The following is a 19,414-nucleotide window of genomic DNA, read 5'->3' as shown; positions in this document are numbered from 1 at the left end:
GCACTTCATTCATCGTCAGGCTTTCCCGCCGAACAGCTCGGCTGCGGTGTCGATGGTCAGTCCCGAGCCGAAGTGTGGTCCGCCGCCGACGTTGTAGACCCCCGCGATCCGCTTGGGGTAGGAGCCGGCGTCGATGATCGCCTCGGACCAGGCGTCGAGGTGCTCCAGCAGTTCGTCCAGGTCGTCGCCGAGGGCGTCGAGGAGGGGTCGTTCGAGCTCGTCGGTGCGGACCTCGATCTCTTCGCGGAAGGCCCGTCCGGCGTCGGTGAGCCGTTCATCGGCGGTCATCAGGTCACGTTGCCGGAGCCGGTCGAACCCGGCGTCCATGTCCGCGTCGGTCCAGCCGCGGCTCGGGGCGTAGGCGCGGGCCGGGACTCCCCAATACTGTTCGGTCAGCAGCAGGATCTCCAGGGCGTCGACGCCGCCGACCGCCCAGGAGATGACGTGGCTGTCGCCCCGGTGCTCGCGCACCAGGTCCGCGGCCCGCCACATGTCACCGATCGGGGTCCCGGGGAAGCCGAGCGAGCGCAGTCCTGAGTGGATGACGCGGCCGGCCCACGGTGCCGCGTCCGCCGCCCGCCGCAGCAGTTCGGTGACCCGGTCCAGGCCCTCGGGCTTCTCACCGAGCACCCGCTGCAGCATCGCGGTCGCGCCCTGCAGCCGGGCCTCGAGGACCGCCTCCCGGTCGGCGATCTGCCAGCCGGCCTCCACGCCAGGCACGACGACCTTCGGGTTGAAGCAGCCGAAGGCGGCAGCCACGACCTCGCCCGGCACGTGGCCCATGCTCGCGCCCCGACTGGTGAAGTACGCCTTCATCTCTGGCCGGCTGATGCCGTCCTTACCCACCACCTCGGTGGAATCGAACCCGAGCTTCCCGTACGCCGCGTGCGCCTCCGGGGCGAAGTACACCCCGGCCGCCACCGGCTCCACCGCGTTCCGCAGCCGCCGGGCCCGTTCGTTGTAGTCGGTCGCCATGGTGACCTCCCTCGTCAAGTGATCGCTCGATGCTCCGATCACACTCGCAACGAGAGGGGACCGCATCGTGCAGATCGCGTGAACCTGCGGTTCGGCTTTCATTCGCCGGGGATGAGGTCCGCACGCCCCGGCAAACGTAGGTTCTGGGTCGTGTGGGAGGGGACTCGCCCCGCGGCTCCGGCCGCGGTTCAGCTTGACCAATCCCTGCTCGAGGCCAAGCTCTCGATTCCACAGCCTCGCCAGGGGTCGGTCAGTCGCGCCGAAATCATCGACGCGACCCGAGCGAGCGGCTGCCGCGTCGTCGGTGTGACCGCGCCCGCGGGCTACGGCAAGACGACCCTCCTGGCGCAATGGGCGCTCGTTGAGGATCGTCGGGTCGGCTGGGTGTCCCTGGACCGCTACGACGACGACCCCGCGGTGCTGCTCACGTTGCTGGCCTCGGCCTACGCTCGGGTCTCCCAGGACAACGCCGGCCTGGCCGCCGACATGGGCGGCTTGTGCGTGGATGTGTTGGGACGTGCCGCGCCCCGCCTCGCCTCGGCATTCAGGTCGAGTCCGGAACCGTTCGTGCTCATGGTGGACGACCTTCATGAGCTCCATGCGTCGGCCTGTCACGACGCCCTCGGCGTGGCGATCTCGGGGATACCCGAAGGCTCCCAACTGGTCGCGGCAAGTCGGTTCGAGCAGCCCCACCTGCCGCGGCTTCGCGCGTCGGGCGACGCCGTGGAACTCGAGGCCGGCGACCTGGCCCTGGACGAGACCGGCGCCGAGCAGATCTTCGCCGAAGCCCGCGTCGGCATCTCTGCCGAGCTGGCGGCCGCAGTGACCGAGCGGACCGAGGGCTGGCCGGTCGGTCTTTACCTCGCTGCATTGATCGCCGGCCACGACCGAGACCGGGGGCTGAACGTTTCCGGCGACGACCGTTTTGTGGCCGACTACTTGTACCGCGAGTCGTTGATGCTGCTGCCCAGGAAGACCCAACGCTTCCTGCGGCGTACGGCGGTGCTCGATCAGCTGTGTGCGCCACTGTGTGATGCCGTCGTGGGCGAATCCGGCGGGCAGGCAAAGCTTCGCGCTCTGGAGGCATCGAACTCGTTCTTGATCCCGCTCGACCGGCGCCGGGAGTGGTTCCGCTACCACGCCCTGTACCGGGAGTTCCTCCTCTCGGAGCTGCGGCGCGTCGAGCCCGAGGTCCTCGTCAAACTGCACCTGCGCGCCGCCGACTGGTACGAGTCGAACGGATCTCCGGGCCTGGCCGTCGAGCACCTGTTGAACACCACCGTGGGAGACCGGTGCGTCCAGCTGGTCACGTCCCTGGTGTTGCCGACTTACAACGCCGGCCAGATGTCGACCGTCCAGCGATGGCTCTCGACGCTGGGCGACTCCGCTGTCGAAGGGTATCCACCGCTCGCCGTACTGGCAGGCTGGGCGACCGCTTTGACCGGGCAGACCGCGGCGGCTGAACGGTGGATGGCGATGGTGGACGCCGCGTCGTTCGACCAAGTGCCGGTGGACGGTACGGCGTCGTTCGACTCTGCCCGGGCCATGCTGCGTGCCGTCATGTGCGCCTCAGGACCCGAGCAGATGATGGCCGACGCCGACGTCGCGATAGCCCAGGAGCCGAAATGGAGTCCCTGGCTCGACACAGCGGTTCTCCTGTCCGCGCACGCGCAGTTGCTCGCTGCCGACCTGGACGAGGCGCGGGTGCTGTTCGTCGAGGCGGTCAGTATCGGGGCGACGCTCGGCAACACCGACACGGTCGTCGACGGCGAGGCCGAGCTCGCATTGCTGGCGATGGATCACGGGCGCTGGGCCGAGGCGGCCGAACGCGTCGAACGGGCGCTCGCGGTCATCGACGCGCATCGGATGCAAGACTATGCGGTCAGCGTGCTGGCCTTCGCCGTGGCGGCTCGCCTCGCGGTGCACCGGGGCGATCTGGAAGGGGCGGACCGACAGCTCGCCCGGGCGATGCGAGCACGTCCGTCGTGCACATTCGCGCTGCCCTTCTACGCGGTGCGCGCCAGGCTGCAGCTCGCCAAGGCGTACTCGACACGAGGCGACCAGGCCACCGCTCGCCATCTCCTGCGAGAGATCGACGAGGTCTTGCGCCACCGACCGGCCCTGGGCGCGCTCGTCGACCAGGTATCGGAGGTCCGCCAAACGGTGACGGCGAACGCCCAAAGCGGATCGTCCCGCACAGCGCCCCTGACCGGAGCGGAGCTGCGGCTGCTGCCCTACCTGCAGACGCATCTGACGATCAGCGCGATCGGGGAGCGGCTGTTCGTCAGCCGCAACACCGTCAGCTCCGAAATCGCCTCGATCTACCGCAAGCTGGGCGTCTCCTCACGCAATGACGCGGTGCAGCGGGCCACGAGCATCGGTCTGCTCGGCGGCTGACCGCGATCACCCACTGGGCAGGATCCCGAAGGCTTCGTCGACGTCCTGCCCCAGCGCCAGCGCCAGCTTCGGCGCCGCCGCAACCACGCACGGCAGTCCGACGACCGGAATGACTGCTACCAGCACCTCGACGATCTCGGCCGCCGTCGCGCCGGCATCGACCGCCGCGTCGGCCTGAGCGCCGTACGACGGAACCGCTCCGCCGACCGCGACCAGAGCCGCGAGCCGCACCAGCGCCACCGTTCTCGGATCGAGAATCGGATCAAGTCCCGCGGGCTGGGTGTCCGCACCTCCGAGAACATCCGCAACGACCCGGTCGTCGTGGAGGGAGAGGCGGCGTAGGACGGCGGTGTAGTCCAAGGGAAACGCTTCCTTTCCGGCCAGCACGCTCGACTCGTCGTCGGACTAGTCCCGGTTCGGGACAGTGCCATTGAACGGCGGAGCTGCACCTCCCGCATCACTCACATGATGTGAATTCACACAGTCAGCGTGATGACCGGGGCAAGGGCCAGAACTACGTTCCAGCCATAGGAACCGATCTGGAGGAGGCCGCGATGCCCGCCGATGTGATCAAGACCCCCGTGCCCGCAGCGATCACGACTCCATCGAGGGTGGAGGCAGGGATCGGGGCTCTGGAGTTCACCGACGGCTACCCCACGGGTGGCACCGCAGAGAAGCTGCGCGACCACCTGGACTACCTGCACGGCGTCGAGACATACCTGAACACCTTCCAGGGTGTGTCGACCTACGCCCTGCGGCAGGGGTTCCTCGAGGTCGGGATCGCGGACGGTGACGTGCTGATCTGCTCCGAGCTGATGGACTCCCGATCGCTGTTCCTCACCGGCAACGCCGACACGGTCTACTTCTGGGCCTTCCTCGACCTGTCGCAGGGACCGCTGGTGGTGGAGACTCCGGCCGACACGCTGGGCCTTTTCGACGACATGTGGTTCCGCTGGATCAGCGACTTCGGCCTGCCCGGTGCGGATCGCGGCCAGGGCGGCACCTACCTGCTGGTCGGCCCCGAGTACGACGGGCCGCTACCCGAAGGCGGGTACTACGCCCGCCACTCGCGCACGAACCACCTGACCATGGTCGGGCGTGCGTTCATCAACGAGAACCCCGGCGACGACCCCGGCGCGACCGTCGCCAAGGTCAAGGAGCAGCTGAAGATCTACCGCTACCAGCCGGGAGGTCTGGGCAGCAGCATCGGTGCATTCCTGACGGGGAAGGGTCGTCTCGGTCAGCCGGCCAGTCCGCAGAGCCCCCGCTTCGTAGAGGGGACGGGGCTGGCGTTCAACACCATTCCACCCGCCGACTTCGGCAACTATGAGCTGCTCGACGCCTTGGTGCAGCTGGAGCCGGCCGAGGCGCTCGACACCGAGATCGCCGGTCAGTTCGCCGCGATCGGGATCGTCAAGGACGAGAAGTTCGCCCCTGACAAGCGGATGCGGGCGATCCTCGACGAGGCGGCGGCCGTGGGCAACGCCGCATCCCGGACCCTCGGGATGGGGGCCCTCCCGAGCGACGACTTCCGGTACTACGAGGGTGGCTCCGCATGGTGGAACATGCTGTGGGTCGGTGGGTTCGAATTCAAGAACCCGCCGCCACTGGTCACCGCGGACGGGATCAAGCCCTTCCCGAACAAGGGCGCCCGCCGGTTGCACGGTCGCACGTCGTTCCTCTACACCGCGACCTGCATCACCCCCGCCATGTGCATGCGGCTGACCGGCGTCGGCTCGCAGTACCTGGTCAGCAACGTCGACCCCGACGGGGAACCCTTCGACGGTGCGAAGACCTATCGGCTCAGGTTGCCCAAGGACATTCCCGCCGCACGCTTCTGGTCGCTCACCCTCTACGACAACCAGACCCGCTCCATGCTGCAGACCGAGCAGCTCTATCCCCGTGCCGGTAGCCAGGAGTACCCCTCACCCGCCGCCGAGGCCGAGGCCGACGGCTCGACCGTCGTCTACTTCTCGCCCGCCAAGCCCGATGGCGTGGCTCCGGGCAACTGGATCCAGACCGACCCCGAAAGGGGCTGGTTCACCCTCCTCCGCCTCTACAGCCCGCTGCAGTCCTTCTTCGACAAGTCCTGGCGACCAGGCGAGATCGAAGCAGCAAAGTAGCGCGCCTGCCGGCGCAGCGCGATCTTCACCCAATCAGCGTGATGACCCTGCCTGGGCCCGAAAACTACGTTCCAGCTAGAAGAACCGATCTGGAGGAGGCCGCGATGCCCGGTGCTGTGACCAAAACGCCCGTACCCGCAGCGATCACGACTCCATCGGCCGTTGAGACGGCGATGGGCCCCCTGGAGTTCACCGACGGTTACCCGACGAGTGCGACTGCGGACAAGCTGCGCGACCATCTGGATTACCTGCACGGCGTCGAGGCTTTCATGCACTCGATCCAGGGCGTGTCGACCTACGCCCTGCGGAAGGGGTTCCTCGAAGCCGGCATCAATGACGGCGATGTACTGATCTTCTCCGAGCTGATGGACTCCCGGTCGCTGTTCTTGACCGCGAACGCCGACACGGTGTATTACCTTTCCTTCCTCGACCTGTCCGACGGTCCATTGGTGGTGGAAACACCCCCGGACGCCTTGGGTGTCATCGACGACATGTGGTTCCGCTGGATCAGCGACTTCGGGCTGCCCGGTGCGGATCGCGGCCAGGGCGGCACCTACCTGCTGGTCGGCCCCGGGTACGACGGGCCGCTGCCCGAAGGCGGGTACTACGTCCGCCACTCGCGCACCCACCTCGCGATCCTGCTCGGTCGCTCGTTCATCAACGAGAACCCCGGCAACAACCCCGGACCGACGGTCGACCAGATCAAGGAGCGGACCAAGATCTATCCCTACGCCCCCGGCGGCGTCGGCAGCAGCATCGGCGCCTTCCTGACGGGGAAGGGTCGGCTCGGTCAAGCCGCCAGTCCGCAGAGCCCCCGGTTCGTGGACGGCACGGGGCTGGCGATGAACACCGTCCCGCCCAACGACTTCGGCCACTATGAGCTGCTCGACGCCTTGGTGCAGCTGGAGCCGGCCGAGGCGCTCGACACCGAGATCGCCGGTCAGTTCGCCGCGATCGGGATCGTCAAGGACGAGAAGTTCGCCCCTGACAAGCGGATGCGGGCGATCCTCGATGATGCGGTTGCCGTGGGCAACGCCGCCTCCCGGACGCTCGGGATGGGCGCCCACCCGACGGAGGGCTTCCGCTACTACGACGGCGACTCTGCCTGGTGGATCTCGCTGTGGGTCGGTGGGTTCGAGTTCACCAACCCGCCGCCCGAGATCACCAAGGACGGGATCAAGCCCTATCCGAACAAGGGCGCCCGCCGCCTGCACTCACGGACCTCGTTCTTCTACACCGCAACCGGGATCACGCCCGCCATGTGCATGCGGCTGACCGGCGTCGGCTCGCAGTACCTGATCGGCAACGTCGATGCCACCGGCAAACCCTTCGACGGTGCGAAGACCTACCGGCTGCGCCTGCCCAAGGACATCCCGGCGGCCCGGTTCTGGTCGGTCACGCTCTATGACAACCAGACCCGCTCGATGCTGCAGACCGAGCAGCTGTATCCCCGTGCCGGCAGCCAGGAGTACCCGTCACCCGCCGCGGAGGCCGAGGCCGACGGCAGCACCGTCGTCTACTTCTCGCCGACCCGGCCCGATGGTGCTGCCCCCGGCAACTGGGTCCAGACCGACCCGGAGAAGGGCTGGTTCATCATCCTGCGCCTGTACAGCCCGCTGCAGCCCTTCTTCGACAAGACCTGGCGAGCGGGCGAGGTCGAACCGGTGACCTAGCCCGCTGGGCCTCCAGAATGCCCGAGGCGTTCGAGCACGGCGGCAAGCTGGCCGGGGTCGTCACCACGCTCGGTTTCGCGGTGGCCTACACCATCCACGCCCTCGATTGACCGATCGCAACATCATCCTGAACGGGCGGTGGGTGCGCCTAGTCCGCCCGGGGTGAGGCCATCCGCCGGAGCCGGAGGGATTGTGAGGGCGAGAGGTACCTCGTACGTCGTGCGGTCCTCGGTGAGTCACTGGCCGCGCGCTCTGCGTGGTATCCGCGCGACGGACAGTGTTTTGAACATCGTGTGGCCGGTCCCCGTGCCGGTCGCCGGATCAGAGGAGAAATCGTGGGATCTGACAGCAACGTTCCAGTCGACCTGTACATCGCCGCCTACCCGGACGCGAAGGGAGCCCAGGAGGATTGGGACGCCATCAAGCAGCTCGCCGAGGACGACGTGATCAAGGTCGACGGGCTCGTCCTGGTCAGCCGTGACGCCGACGGCAAGATCAACGTCGACGACGACTTCCACACAGCCCGCAAAGGCGCCGCCTGGGGCGCGGTCGGTGGTGCGATCATCGGCCTGATCTTCCCACCCAGCCTGCTGGCCGGCGCACTGGTCGGTGCGGGGGCAGGACTTGGAATCGGTGGCCTCAAGTCCCACCGGGACAAGAAGGAGATCAAGGCTGACGTCGAAGACACCCTCCCGCCCAACAGTTCGGGGATCGTGGCGCTGTTCGAGGAACAGTGGGTCGCGGACGTCGACAAGGCGCTGTCACATGCCGACAAGGTCATGAAGCAAGAGGTCGACGCGGACAGCGCGACTGAGGTCAAGAAGGCCGCCAAGTAGTCCGCCGGCCGCCGCTGGTCCCCTGCTCGTCGTACCGATGGCTTGCGGTACGACGCACTCCGACGACTTCAAATGCTCCAGCTCAGCCGGGGACCAGGCTGAGATCACGGGCACGTCGTACGGCGTCGTTCCGGCGTGAGACCGCGAGCTTGCGAAGGATGCTGCGGACGTGCGAACGGACGGTGTTCACCGAGATGAACATCACCGTCGCAATCTCCTCGGTGGTCAGCAACTCGGACAGGTGACCGAGCACTTCCAGCTCCTTCGCCGTGAGTGGCTCGATATGGGACTCGTAGCGCACCTCGTCGGTGCTCCTTCCCGCCGGAACGCTTCGCCGGGTGAGGGCCTTGGGACCCGACTCCACCTCCGATCCGATCAGTGCGTTCCGATCGGACGGCGTGGTGTCGGTTTCCAGGAATCGCCGGACGGCCGCAGGAGCCTCACGGAACGGCCGGCGCAGGTCCTCCGGCTCAGCAAGACGCAGAGCGCGGTTGAGCGCGACCCTCGCCCGTCCTGGCTGGTGACGGTGCAGCTCGTAAGCGACTTCCAGCAGTCGCCCACCCACGAGGGACTGCAGCGAAGTCTCCTCCTGGCCGCCGTGGTCCAGGATCGCCGACACCGACTTCTCGACACCGACCCAGTCTTCCAGTTCCACCTGTGCGTGACCGAGGACCAGCGACCTCGTGGCCTCATCCCAGCCATTCGGCTGGTCGATCATGCGTACCGCGACCTCGGGTTCGCCTTGCACGACCTTCAGCATCGCCAGTTCGAGCAAGAGCAGCCCGCAAGGCCAGTCGGCATTGCCTTCCGATCGAGTGTCGATCGTCTCGAGGAGGGCGATCGCCTGGTCCACTTCCCCGCGCGCGCGGAGCAGGCGGGCCTGCACGATGGCCGACGACGCCTGAACTACCGGATCATCGCTCACGTCGTACGAACGGAGTGCTGCTCTGAGGTGTTCGCGACTGGCGCGCAGGTCGTAGCGTTCTGTGCTCACCTGGGCAAGAGCGATCTCTGCCGCCGACGGCCAACCCACTGACGGAAGGCCGGTCTGTTGGGCGACGGACGCCGACTGCGAGGCCCAGTCGTGAGCACGACGAAGCTGCCCTTGGTGGGATTCGATCAGGGCCAGGTACCCGAGGCACGACACCGTCAACGCCTCGCATCCCGGTGCCTGCACGCGGGCCGCTGACGCGAGGGCTGCCCGCGCGGCGCCGATCTCACCGCCGCGCAACAGCGCCTTTCCGTTGCTGGCCTGGACGAGCGCGGTCAGCTCAGGATGTGCGATGACCCTCTCGTGCTCCAGCCTGCTGAGCTCGTGTTGAGCCAGGTCCGCATGGGTGACGGTCTCCGGATCGTTGAGCAGACCTGATCTGACCGTTCGGACGATGGCGGCTGACAGCTTGACAGCGCGACTGTGGGCTGACTCGGGTGCAGCTGTCTCGCCGATACTCCCCAGTGCCTCTGCGCAGCGGTCGGTCTTGTGGTCAGCCAGGGCCAGCGCAGCCCTGACGACCGACGCGGCGGGATCTCTGATGTCGCGAGGCATCTTCCTGAGGTCGTCGTTCAGACCGTCCGGGTCGTTGCCCAGCAGGACCTTTCCGATGGCGAGGTCGTCGATGACGTACGCCGAAGCATCGCTCCAAGCCTCGACGGCAGCAGCCATTCCCACGGCGCAGCGGAGGAATCCGTGGCGCGCGTACCACTGAGCGGCCTGCTTGTGCAGGCGCACCAGACCGGTGGGCGATCGGTGGACGAGTTCGGCGCGCAGGAGATCTCGCAGGAACGGGTGGTAGCGATACCAGCCAGGGTGATCCGTCAGCGCCTCGACAAGCATGTTGCCCCGTGCCAGCGAAGCGAGCGTGCGTGCTGCTGACCGTCCGCCGAGCTCATCGATCAGCCCGGGCTGAAGAACGTCGACGATGCTGGTGCGCAGCAGCAATGCCCGCACCGGCGCGGGTTGTGTCTGCAAGATCTCGGCCATGAGGTATTCGGCGATGTTGCCCGTGTCGCCGACCAACTGGTCGACGGCCTGGTCCGGATTGCCGCTGCTCTCGAGGAACATGCTCGCGAAGCGGAGACCTGCGGCCCAGCCTCTGGTGCGACGGGCTACTGCGCTGATCGAAGTCGCGCTGAGGTTGATCCCCGACTGTCGTACCAACCGCGACGTCTCCTCCTCGGTGAACGCGAGATCCGCCATCCGTACCTCGGTCATCATCTCGGCCAACCGATAGCGGTGCAACGGGAGCACCGGGTCGACACGAGTCAGGAGCACGACCCGCAGGCGCTGACCACTGTGCCGTAAGAGGAAGTCGATGTCGCTCGACTCCTCCGTGGTTGCGAGCTCGTAGCCGTCGAGTACAAGGGTCAGCGGATGCGTCTGCCCGGCGAGCGCATCGGCGAGCCTGGTGAGCATCCGGGAGTGCGCGCGCGGGGTGTCGTAGCGCGCGACCGGCAGAACCACGCCTAGCCGGCGGAGTGACTCATGAACGTGCGACCAGAACGACTTGGCCGACGCATCCCGCTCCTCGAAGGTGATCCACGCCGTGCCGCCGGGTGCTTGGCGTTTCGTCGCCCACGAGGCGACCAATGCGGTCTTCCCACTGCCTGCGGGAGCGCTGACCAGGGTCAGCGGGAGCTCGGCGCCCCGGTCCAGCCGCGCCGTCAGTCGCCGGCGTTCGACGTACGCCCTCGGAGGCCCTGGGATTGCGTACCTGACCGCGCGCAGAGGGTCGTCTCGGCCCCCCTCGGCCCTCATCGCGGCAGCTCGCATCGCGTTCATCAGCCCCACCAGACTTTCTCGTCCGCCCTGGGAGCTACCTTCTCGCGGCATTCGATCTACGGCATCACCCGATCCGGGTGCCGCTGGTCCAGGTGTCCGCGGATGCCACGGCCGGTGGGGCGTGCAGCGCTGCGATGAGTCCGGCCGCGCTGAGGCCGAGCAGGTAGAGGGGGATGCCGAGGGAGAATCCGTGCTGGGCCAGCAGGCTGGCCACGACCGGGGCCGTGCCGCCGATCAGCGCTGTCGCCAAGCCGTACGTCAGCGCGATGCCACTCGCACGGACGGTGACGGGGAACCGCTCCGCGATGTGCGCGGAGATCACCAGCGTGCCAAGGAGGATCCCGATCGCAAGGTCGGCCACGAGCAGCCGGAGGATCGAGCCCTGGACCACCAGCTCGTACACAGGCACTGCGAGCAGGCACAGGAGCAGGGTGCCGGCCACCAGTAGCGGGCGCCTCCCGACCCGGTCGGACAGCATCCCCCACAGCGGGGCTGCTACCGCGGCCGCCGCCAGCCCGGCTACTGCGCAGGTCAAGGCCACGGGCAGGGCGTGGATGTCCTCGGCGACGACGTACGACGGTAGGAAAACGAACCAGATGTTGAATGCGCCCGCGAGAACGCTCACCAGGACGAAGCCCGTCCAGACAGCCGGAGTGTGCTCGCGCCAGGCGATCCGGATGGTCGCCGCACTCCTTTCGGCCTGCTCGAACGCAGTCGTCTCGTCCAGGCGCAACCGGATATAGATGCCGGCCAGACCCAGTGGGAGAGCGACGAGAAAGGGGATCCGCCATCCCCAATGCTCAAGATCGGCCGTCGACAGCGTGGCCGAGACGACCGCGGCGGCCGTCAGCCCAGCGGCGACCCCGAGCGCGGTGGTCGCCGTGTGCCAGCCTCCGTAGTAGCCCCAACGACGTCCAGGTGACGATTCGAGAAGGTAGGCGATGGACGCGGTGACCTCGCCTCCGGACGCGAATCCCTGCACCAGGCGAAGGATCACGAGGCACAACGGTGCCAGGACTCCGACGGCTGACCAGGGCGGAAGAAGACCGATCGCAGCAGTAGCGCCGGCCATCAGAAGGATCATGGCAGCCAGCACGCGGCGTCGCCCGACTTGGTCCGCACGCGTTCCGACCAGCAATGCCCCGATCGGTCGCGCCAGGAAGGACGTCGCGAACACGGCGAAGATCGCCGTCAGCCCGCCGTCCCCCTGGCCCGGCGGTAGCAGGACGGCGACGAGGACCGACGCGAGTGCCCCGTAGACCGCGAAGTCGTACCACTCGATGGCATTGGCGATGCAGGTCGCGATGATCGGCCGACCGCCACCTTTGACTCGGAAGGTCACGCCATCATCGTGAACCGAGCCGCCCGAAACGGCCTGGCCCGTTACGGGTGGTATCCGGCGGACCTCACGTAGCATGTGTACCGATCAGGCTGACCCTGGGGGCGCGCAGTCCGGTCTACCGTGCCGGACTGGCGACCGGCAGCAGCACCCGCGACCCGACCTGTCCGGCGACGGCAGTTCGAGCAGGGAGCGGGCGGTCGACAGGTCGGGGGATATGGCAATCGGTGCGGCAGGACGTCTACCGCCGCCGCCTCCGGAGGCGGCGGAGTTCGAGTTGCGGGCGACGAAGCTGGCACGACCACGGGTCCCGTCGTCGTATGTCGCCCGCCCACAGATCAATCGTTTGCTGGATGCCGGAACCCGCAGGCCGATGACGGTCGTGAGCGCCGGCGCGGGCTGGGGGAAGACGCTGGCAACCGCTTCCTGGGCGGCCTCCGGACCTTCTGCCGGCCCGGTGGTCTGGTTCTCCCTGGACGAGAGCGACAACGATCCAGGGTCGTTCTGGTCGTATCTGGTGACGGCCATCCGCAGCGCGGTGCTGATTCCCCGAGGCAACCCACTGGCTGAGCTGGCGCCGGGACTCGGCAGCGAGGACGAGAGCTTCCGCCTGCTCCTCGCGGGCCTGAACGGGCTGCGCGCCCCGGTCGTGGTCGTTCTCGACGACTTCCAGGTCCTGCAGGAACCGGTCGTGCTCTCGCGCCTGGCCGAGTTGCTGCGGCACCCGCCGCGTCAGCTGCGGATGGTGCTCCTGACCCGGGCAGATCCCGCCCTGCCACTGCACCGGCTCAGGATGACGGAAGATCTCGCTGAGATCCGATCCACGGATCTCGCGTTCAGCGTCGCCGAGGCGTCCTCGCTGCTTGCCGCGGAGGGTGTCCTGGTTGCTCCACACGAGGCCCAGCTACTCGTCGACCGCACCGAAGGGTGGCCGGCCGGGGTGCGGTTGGCCGCGTTCTTCCTCAACGGGCTGGGGCCAGGCCGGACCCCGGCCGACTTCGCCGGCGACGACCAGGCGGTCTCCGACTACCTGGCCGCGGAGGTGTTCGACAACCAGCCACCCGCGCTGCGGAGGTTCCTGCTGCGGACCTCTGTCGCGGAGCGGCTGAACGGCGGACTGGCCGAAGTGTTGTCCGACGAGCCGCGCGGTCTGCAGTTCCTGGAGATGCTCGAGAAATCCAACGCTTTCGTGGTCGGTCTCGGCCCGGACCGGCAGTGGTACCGGTACCACCCGATGCTTCGCGAGATGCTGCACCATCGGCTGGCGGTCGACGATCCTGGGCGCCTGCCCGGCCTGCACCGGCGCGCCGCCCTCTGGTTCGCTGAGAACGGACACCCGCTGGAGGCGCTGCGCCAAGCTGCCGAGGCGGCCGACTGGCAGTTGCTGGGCCGTCTCTTCGTCAGGCAAGCCATGCATTTGCTGGTTTCGTCCGAACGGACGGAGCTTGACGCCATCCTGGCTCGCATTCCCAGCCACCTCCTCGCTGACAGCCCAGAGATGGCGCTGTGCGCCGCCGGGCGCCTGCTGTTCGCCGGCCGCCACGAAGACATGCAACGGCAGGTCGACTTCGCTCAGGCGCGATTGGACACAGCCAGTCCGGAGTCACGGATCCCCACGTATATCGCGATCAAGATGCTTTCGCTGCCTTCCGCACGGGCACGTGGCGACATCGCGGCCGTGATGTCGGCCGCTTCGGACGCCTGCGACGCGCTCGCCGGGCCGGGGATGTCAATGCCGGCCGCGAATCAGTATCGTGCCGTCGCGCTGGGAAACCTCGGTACTGCGTTGCTCTGGTCCGGTCGCTTTGCCGACGCCGAAGCATGTCTGCTGGATGGCCTTCGCGTTGCCGAGGCGACCCGGATAGACGTCGCCCGGATCAACGTACTGGCGCATCTCGGGCTGCTTGCCGCTTCATCAGGTCGGCTGCAGCAGGCCTTCGGGTTCGCCGCTCAGGCAGTCGCTGCCGTCGAAGCTCGCGGCTGGGCACCCATGCCACAGGCGGCGACCGCATACCTGGCCCTGGCCATGGTCCACTTCCAGTGGAACAACCTCGACGTCGCCCGCAGGTTGCTGGGCGAGGCCCGGACGGCTTCGGCGGAAGTCACTTCCACGTACGCGATCGGCCTTGCACAAGCTCGACTGGACGCCTCGGTCGGCAGAGTGGACGCCGCACGAGAGGAGTTGTCGCGCCTGAGGAACAAGTTCGCCGAGTGGGCGCCACCGGTCTTCCTCGCACGATGGCTCGCGATCACCGAGGCCGAGATCGACCTCGCGGCCGGTGACCCGGGCACCGCCCTGACCAGGTTCGGGTCTCCCACCGACCGGACGACGCCGTTCGCCAGCGAGCAGGTCTGCCTCGCGCGAGCGTTCCTGGCCCGCGGTGCGCCACACCGCGCCGAGGAGGTTCTCGCGCGCCTTCGGGACGAGTCGGTCGAGCGCAGTGCCGTCGTCGAGGTGTGGCTCCTGACGACCTTGGTGGCCGGCCGGTTGCGTGAAGACAATCGCGCCGCGGGAGCGCTCGCCCTCGCGCTGGAGGCCGCTCGGCCGGAGGGGGTCCGAAGACCGTTCCTCGTCCTGGACCCCGAACAGCTACCTCGTCTGCTGACGTGGCTGGAGCACTCGGGGCCGGATCTCACCGACTTCGCGGACGAACTCCTTGTCGACATGGGCCTGCTCAGGTCACCCGGCGCACCATCCGGCGTACCGGCCGAACCGCTGACCGACCGTGAATTGATCGTTCTTCGGTACCTGCCGACGATGATGACGAACGCGGAGATCGCGTCGGAGCTGTACGTATCCGTCAACACGGTAAAGGCGCATCTCAAACGGATCCATCGGAAGCTCGACGTCGGCACTCGTCGGCAGGCCGTCCACCGGGCCCGCGAACTCGGACTCCTGGCCGAGTAGTCAGCCGATGCTCCTCCTCAGGCCGGTGTCTCGGCTTCCAGCGGGCTGACCCGATAGAGGTCCTGGACGACTACGCCCGCGGACTCGAGCAGGCCGACCAGATCCACCAGATCCAGGTCGCGGTCAGGAGAGACCTGCATCCGGATGACCGTGCACGCCTCGATCGCGGCGAATCGCTGCCCGGGGAACGCGGCGCGCAACAACGGACCCATCGGGCCGGCGACGGTGAACTCGTACGCCGTACCGCACTGGTGCTCGATCATGGTGACTCCTCGCCCTGTGGCTCTTCGTCTTCGGGTGAGGCCACCGATCGAACCTCCACGAGGTCGAGACCGAGTGCACGCAGGCGCTGCAAGAACCCGTGCAACGCAGCCTGATCGGTGAACCTGCCGGTCAGCACTGTCCTCAGCTCCAGCTCCGCAACGGTGACATCGCCGAGCTGGGCGAGAAGCCCGGCCGGCACCTGGCCGACAATGCGGATCTCGTAGGTAGTCAGTGCCATCTGGGCCTCCCTCCGGTGTCGTCCTCGGCGCCGGGTTACTGGGGGAGCATCTCGCGGAGGGCTGCTTCCTGGTCAGCTGAGAGGTTCGAACTCACGAGCTCGGCGTGAAGACCGCGGTCGGCGAAGGCGGCCTTGATCTTGTCCTGGACGGCATCGCTGGTCATCAGGAACACCGCCGACGTACCCGGCGCGATCTGGTCGCGCGTGCTCTTGATGAATTCGTCGTCGATCCCGACATCGCCCATCGAGCCGGCCAACGCACCAGAGGCGGCGCCGACGGCCGCGCCGAGCAACGGAACGAAGAAGATCAGTCCGAACAGCATTCCCCAGAACATGCCACCCATCGCCCCGGCGCCTACCAGGCTGTGCAGTTGCCGGGTCTTGGGCTTCTTCTTGCCCTCTTCCCACGAGACCGTCGCCGCATCGTGGACCGTGATGAGCTCCTGCTTGGCCAACGACTCCAACGTCCCGACCACCTCGTCGGCAGCCGTGGGGCTGTCGAACTTCCACACAGTCAGCGTCGCCATCGTGTCCTCCTCGGATCGGTCTGTACGTCGACTGCAGCCTCGGCCCATGGCGACGCGACCGCCTCATCCCCACTGGGTGAACGGAGCCTGCCCGGGTCGGCCGTGCCGCCCCGACACCGCAACTGATTCGGCGAATCATCCATGCCGGGTGATGCGACGTACAGAGCTGTGCTCGAGCAACGGTGACCGGCGCCGCCGCACATCACCGAGGGCGGGTTCAGTGCGAGCCGACCTGCGAGGATGCCGGGATGGATCTGCATCTGCAGTTGGGTGAGGAGGGCGGGCTCTGTCGCCCGAAGAGCTAGTCCCACGTCACCCGGCGGTGACCGGATGCCGGCACCTGCTGCGATCCGGCCCTACCGCTCCCGGACGGCGTAGGTCAGGTGGGTCACCCTCGGGGAGGGCTCCGCGCGGACCGGCTCCAGGGCCACGCGGCCCGCGTCCACGCCCTCGAACAGGCGGATTCCGGCGCCGAACAGCACGGGCGACAGCGCGATCGAGAACTCGTCGATCAGGCCGGCGTTCACGTACTCCAGGATCGTTGCGCCGCCGCCCGCGATGCGGACGTCCCGGTCGCCGGCGGCCTCGCGGGCCTGGTCGAGCGCGGCCTCGATGCCGTCGTTGACGAAGTTGAAAGTCGTGCCGCCGGGGCGCTCCCAGGGGTCACGCTTCTCGTGGGTCACGACGAAGACCGGCGTGTGGAACGGCGCCTCCTCCGGCCACATCTGCTCGCCGGCGTCGAACATGCGCTTGCCCATGACGCTCGCGCCGGTGCGCTCGAACGTCTCGCGGGCGATGTCGTTGTCGCGCCCTTCCTCGCCGCCCTCGCCCAGGTTGAGGTTCTCCCGGAAGAACCGCAGCGGGAAGATCCACGCCTGCAGTTCCATCCACTGCTGCCCCATCAAGTCCCCGAGGGACTCGGGCGCGATGAAGCCGTCCAGCGACATGGACACGCTGAAGAACACCTTCCCGGCCATCAGTCCTCAACTCCCTTCCGAACGATCTCGGTGACGTAGGCAGCCAGGTTGCTCAGGGTCTGCCGGCCGCCCTCGATCGCGTGGTACTTCTCGACCGCCTCGTCGCGCAGTTCCTTGGTGGGGAACACCGTGTGCATCTCGATCCGGGTCGCCGTACCGTCGGGCTCGAACGTCAGGACCGACTCGAAGGCGTTCGCGTCGCCGCGGGACTCACCGTGGAGCAGCGCGATCCGCTCCGGCGGGACGATCTCGGTCCAGGTGATCCACTCGGTGTAGTCCGTCCCGTCCGGTCCGTGCAGCACGAAGTCCCACTCCCCGCCGACGCGGAACTCGAAGGACCGCGTGGTGGTGGTAAACCCCTCTGGTCCCCACCACCGCGACAGGTGCCGGACCTCGGTGAACGCCTCGAACACCAGCTCCCGTGGGGCACTGATGACTCGGGAGATCACGATCTCGCGGTCGGCCGTCGCCGGCTCCGCCCGCGTTTCTTGCCTTGCTCCTGCCATCGGTCATTCCTCCTGCCGTGTCTGCTTCAGGTCCTGCACGTAGGTGTCCAGCCGGTCGAAACTCTCGTTCCAGAACCGCTCGAACCCGCCGGTCCACTCGTGGACCGGCCGCAGCCCACGGGCGTCCAGGCCGTACAGGCGCTGCTTGCCTGCCTTGCGGTCCCGCACCAGCCCCACCTCCCGGAGCACCCGCAGGTGTTTGGACGCGCGCGGCTGGGTCATCCCCAGCTCCCGGGCCAACTCGGTCACCGGCCGCTCACCCGCCTGCAGCAGCGCCAGGATCACCCGGCGCTGCGGCTCGGCGATCGCGTTGAAGACGTCCGACGTCGTCGCTGCTCGTGCCATGGGCGCTATCATATGCCCATATCGGCATGCGTCAAGCCGGAGGAATCAGGCGACCGCTTGCCGTCACCTGTCGTCGGGCAGGCGGACCTGCGACCCTGAGGTCATGGACGAGAGCGCGGCCGGTACGCGCGACCTGAGTTCGCAGGCTCGGCGGGCGGTGGGGAAGGCCGCTCGGAAGCGGCAGCCGCGGCGGATTCACTCGGAGTGGGAACCGGCGCCCGATCGGCCCGACCCCGTCGAGATCCTCGAGGCACAGGCCGAGACCCGGGCGAAGGATCTGCTCCCGATTCGCTACGGCCGGATGCTCTCCTCGCCGTTCGCGTTCTACCGCGGCGGCCCCGCGATCATGGCGAACGATCTTGCCGGGAGCCCCACGACCGGCATCGCGGTACAGGCGTGCGGTGATGCGCACCTGGTCAACTTCGGACTGTTCGCATCGCCGGAGCGTGACCTCGTCTTCGACGTGAACGATTTCGACGAGACACTGCCGGGGCCGTGGGAATGGGACGTGAAACGCCTGGCGGCGAGCGTTGCCATTGCCGCTCGACAGAAGGGCCTCCCGCGCGACCGGCAACGTGAGGCGGCTCGGTTGACCGTGCGCGGCTACCGAGAAGCCGTGCTGAGCTTCGCCCAGTTGGCGACGCTCGAGCTTTGGTTTCTCCACATGTCGTCGGACCAAATAGCAGACATAGCCGGGCAGTTGGAGGCGGAGTACGGGGTCGAGGCGCCAAAGCTTGCTCCTGATCGCCTGGCGAGGATCTTCGCGAAGGCGAGGGCACACAACAGTCGGGTCGCTTTGGCCAGGCTGTGCCAGAGCGACGGCGCGACGGTACGTCTGGCCAGCCACCCGCCGCTGCTGGTCCCAGTCCGGCAACTGTGGGCCGCTGCCGACGCGGATCGGGTTGACGCGGGCATTCGGTTGGCCTTCGACAGCTACCGGGCGAGCCTCGGAGACGACCGTCGAGCGCTGCTAGACCAGTACGAGATCGTCGACATGGCGCGGAAGGTGGTGGGTGTCGGCAGCGTCGGCACACGCTGTTACGTGGTCCTCCTGCGCGGCAAGCGCCGGGACGACGTGCTGTTCCTTCAGGTCAAGCAGGCAGAGGCGTCCGTTCTCGAGCCTTACCTGGAAGGCAGCAGCTATCCGAATCACGGGCATCGAGTGGTGGCCGGCCAGCGCCTGCTTCAGGCCTTGCCGGACACACTCCTCGGCTGGTCGACAGCGCCGGACGGAAACGACTACTACTTCCGGCAACTCTGGGACATGAAGGGCGAGATCGATCCGTCGAAGCTGACTCCCGGCGGCCTTGGCATCTACGGCGCCTTGTGCGGATGGACTCTTGCTCGCGCGCACGGCCGAGGCGGCGACGAGGTCGCCATCGCGGGCTACCTGGGGAAGGCCGACGCCTTCGACCACGCGATCGCAGAGTTCGCCGTTGCGTACGCCGACGTCAACGACCGCGACCACAAGAGACTCGCGGCGGCGGCCGACGCGGGGACAGTCAAGGCCGCTACCGAACTATGACC

At 67.7% G+C, this 19,414-nt stretch carries 16 protein-coding genes; 6 read left to right on the top strand and 10 right to left on the bottom strand.

Features of this window, described 5'->3' with window-relative positions; all coding sequences use genetic code 11:
• Window positions 1-15 precede the first annotated feature (15 nt).
• Window positions 16-975, bottom strand: a complete 960-nt coding sequence (locus ACFPJ1_RS28535) for an SCO6745 family protein (protein ID WP_380108573.1) — start codon at window positions 973-975, stop codon at window positions 16-18.
• A gap of 150 nt (window positions 976-1,125) precedes the next feature.
• Here ACFPJ1_RS28535 and ACFPJ1_RS28530 point away from each other — a divergent pair, with 150 nt between their 5' ends.
• Window positions 1,126-3,372, top strand: coding sequence for a winged helix-turn-helix domain-containing protein (locus ACFPJ1_RS28530; protein ID WP_380108571.1), 2,247 nt, complete (start codon window positions 1,126-1,128; stop codon window positions 3,370-3,372).
• Window positions 3,373-3,378: 6 nt separating this feature from the next.
• Here the strand turns inward: ACFPJ1_RS28530 and ACFPJ1_RS28525 are convergent, their stop codons facing one another.
• Window positions 3,379-3,759 carry a carboxymuconolactone decarboxylase family protein gene (locus tag ACFPJ1_RS28525; RefSeq protein WP_380108569.1) on the bottom strand — a complete coding sequence of 127 codons (381 nt, stop codon included), beginning with the start codon at window positions 3,757-3,759 and terminating at the stop codon, window positions 3,379-3,381.
• A gap of 167 nt (window positions 3,760-3,926) precedes the next feature.
• Between ACFPJ1_RS28525 and ACFPJ1_RS28520 the strand changes: the two genes are divergently transcribed.
• From ACFPJ1_RS28520 to ACFPJ1_RS28510, 3 genes are all read left to right on the top strand, one after another.
• Window positions 3,927-5,495 (top strand): DUF1254 domain-containing protein, encoded by a 1,569-nt coding sequence (locus ACFPJ1_RS28520; protein ID WP_380108567.1) that lies wholly within the window; start codon window positions 3,927-3,929, stop codon window positions 5,493-5,495.
• A 104-nt stretch (window positions 5,496-5,599) separates the two neighbouring features.
• Window positions 5,600-7,168, top strand: a complete 1,569-nt coding sequence (locus tag ACFPJ1_RS28515; protein WP_380108565.1) for a DUF1254 domain-containing protein — start codon at window positions 5,600-5,602, stop codon at window positions 7,166-7,168.
• Between the two features lie 335 nt (window positions 7,169-7,503).
• Complete coding sequence (locus tag ACFPJ1_RS28510) at window positions 7,504-8,004, top strand: DUF1269 domain-containing protein (RefSeq protein ID WP_380108564.1); 501 nt, start codon at window positions 7,504-7,506, stop codon at window positions 8,002-8,004.
• Between the two features lie 82 nt (window positions 8,005-8,086).
• On the opposite strand, the gene ACFPJ1_RS28505 is transcribed toward ACFPJ1_RS28510, so the two are convergent.
• Both ACFPJ1_RS28505 and ACFPJ1_RS28500 read right to left on the bottom strand, forming a co-directional pair.
• The gene (locus tag ACFPJ1_RS28505; protein WP_380108562.1) at window positions 8,087-10,759 is read right to left on the bottom strand and encodes a helix-turn-helix transcriptional regulator; all 2,673 of its coding nucleotides are present in this window, start codon (window positions 10,757-10,759) and stop codon (window positions 8,087-8,089) included.
• Window positions 10,760-10,847: 88 nt separating this feature from the next.
• Window positions 10,848-12,125 carry an MFS transporter gene (locus ACFPJ1_RS28500; protein WP_380108560.1) on the bottom strand — a complete coding sequence of 426 codons (1,278 nt, stop codon included), beginning with the start codon at window positions 12,123-12,125 and terminating at the stop codon, window positions 10,848-10,850.
• Between the two features lie 370 nt (window positions 12,126-12,495).
• On the opposite strand from ACFPJ1_RS28500, the gene ACFPJ1_RS28495 reads away from it, so the two are divergent.
• Window positions 12,496-15,030 carry a winged helix-turn-helix domain-containing protein gene (locus ACFPJ1_RS28495; protein WP_380108558.1) on the top strand — a complete coding sequence of 845 codons (2,535 nt, stop codon included), beginning with the start codon at window positions 12,496-12,498 and terminating at the stop codon, window positions 15,028-15,030.
• Window positions 15,031-15,047: 17 nt separating this feature from the next.
• Here ACFPJ1_RS28495 and ACFPJ1_RS28490 read toward each other — a convergent pair whose 3' ends face one another.
• From ACFPJ1_RS28490 to ACFPJ1_RS28465, 6 genes are all read right to left on the bottom strand, one after another.
• The gene (locus ACFPJ1_RS28490) at window positions 15,048-15,293 is read right to left on the bottom strand and encodes a hypothetical protein (protein WP_380108557.1); all 246 of its coding nucleotides are present in this window, start codon (window positions 15,291-15,293) and stop codon (window positions 15,048-15,050) included.
• On the bottom strand, window positions 15,290-15,532 hold the full coding sequence (locus ACFPJ1_RS28485; protein WP_380108556.1) for a hypothetical protein: 243 nt from the start codon (window positions 15,530-15,532) through the stop codon (window positions 15,290-15,292). Before ACFPJ1_RS28485 ends, ACFPJ1_RS28490 begins: the two co-directional genes overlap by 4 nt.
• 35 nt (window positions 15,533-15,567) lie before the next feature.
• Window positions 15,568-16,059 carry a DUF1269 domain-containing protein gene (locus tag ACFPJ1_RS28480; protein WP_380108554.1) on the bottom strand — a complete coding sequence of 164 codons (492 nt, stop codon included), beginning with the start codon at window positions 16,057-16,059 and terminating at the stop codon, window positions 15,568-15,570.
• Window positions 16,060-16,415: 356 nt separating this feature from the next.
• On the bottom strand, window positions 16,416-17,036 hold the full coding sequence (locus ACFPJ1_RS28475) for a dihydrofolate reductase family protein (protein WP_380108552.1): 621 nt from the start codon (window positions 17,034-17,036) through the stop codon (window positions 16,416-16,418).
• The gene (locus ACFPJ1_RS28470; protein WP_380108551.1) at window positions 17,036-17,542 is read right to left on the bottom strand and encodes an SRPBCC family protein; all 507 of its coding nucleotides are present in this window, start codon (window positions 17,540-17,542) and stop codon (window positions 17,036-17,038) included. The genes ACFPJ1_RS28475 and ACFPJ1_RS28470 overlap by 1 nt, the downstream gene beginning before the upstream one ends.
• A gap of 3 nt (window positions 17,543-17,545) precedes the next feature.
• Window positions 17,546-17,887: an ArsR/SmtB family transcription factor gene (locus ACFPJ1_RS28465; protein ID WP_380108549.1), complete on the bottom strand. Its 342-nt coding sequence runs from the start codon at window positions 17,885-17,887 to the stop codon at window positions 17,546-17,548.
• Window positions 17,888-17,990: 103 nt separating this feature from the next.
• Here ACFPJ1_RS28465 and ACFPJ1_RS28460 point away from each other — a divergent pair, with 103 nt between their 5' ends.
• Complete coding sequence (locus tag ACFPJ1_RS28460) at window positions 17,991-19,412, top strand: DUF2252 domain-containing protein (protein WP_380108547.1); 1,422 nt, start codon at window positions 17,991-17,993, stop codon at window positions 19,410-19,412.
• The last annotated feature ends 2 nt before the right edge of the window (window positions 19,413-19,414 follow it).

The sequence above is a fragment of the Kribbella qitaiheensis genome, from assembly GCF_042657745.1.
Classification (GTDB): domain Bacteria; phylum Actinomycetota; class Actinomycetes; order Propionibacteriales; family Kribbellaceae; genus Kribbella; species Kribbella qitaiheensis.
The sequence above is the reverse complement of the archived record's forward strand: the minus strand, read 5'-3'. Positions and strand labels throughout refer to the sequence as shown.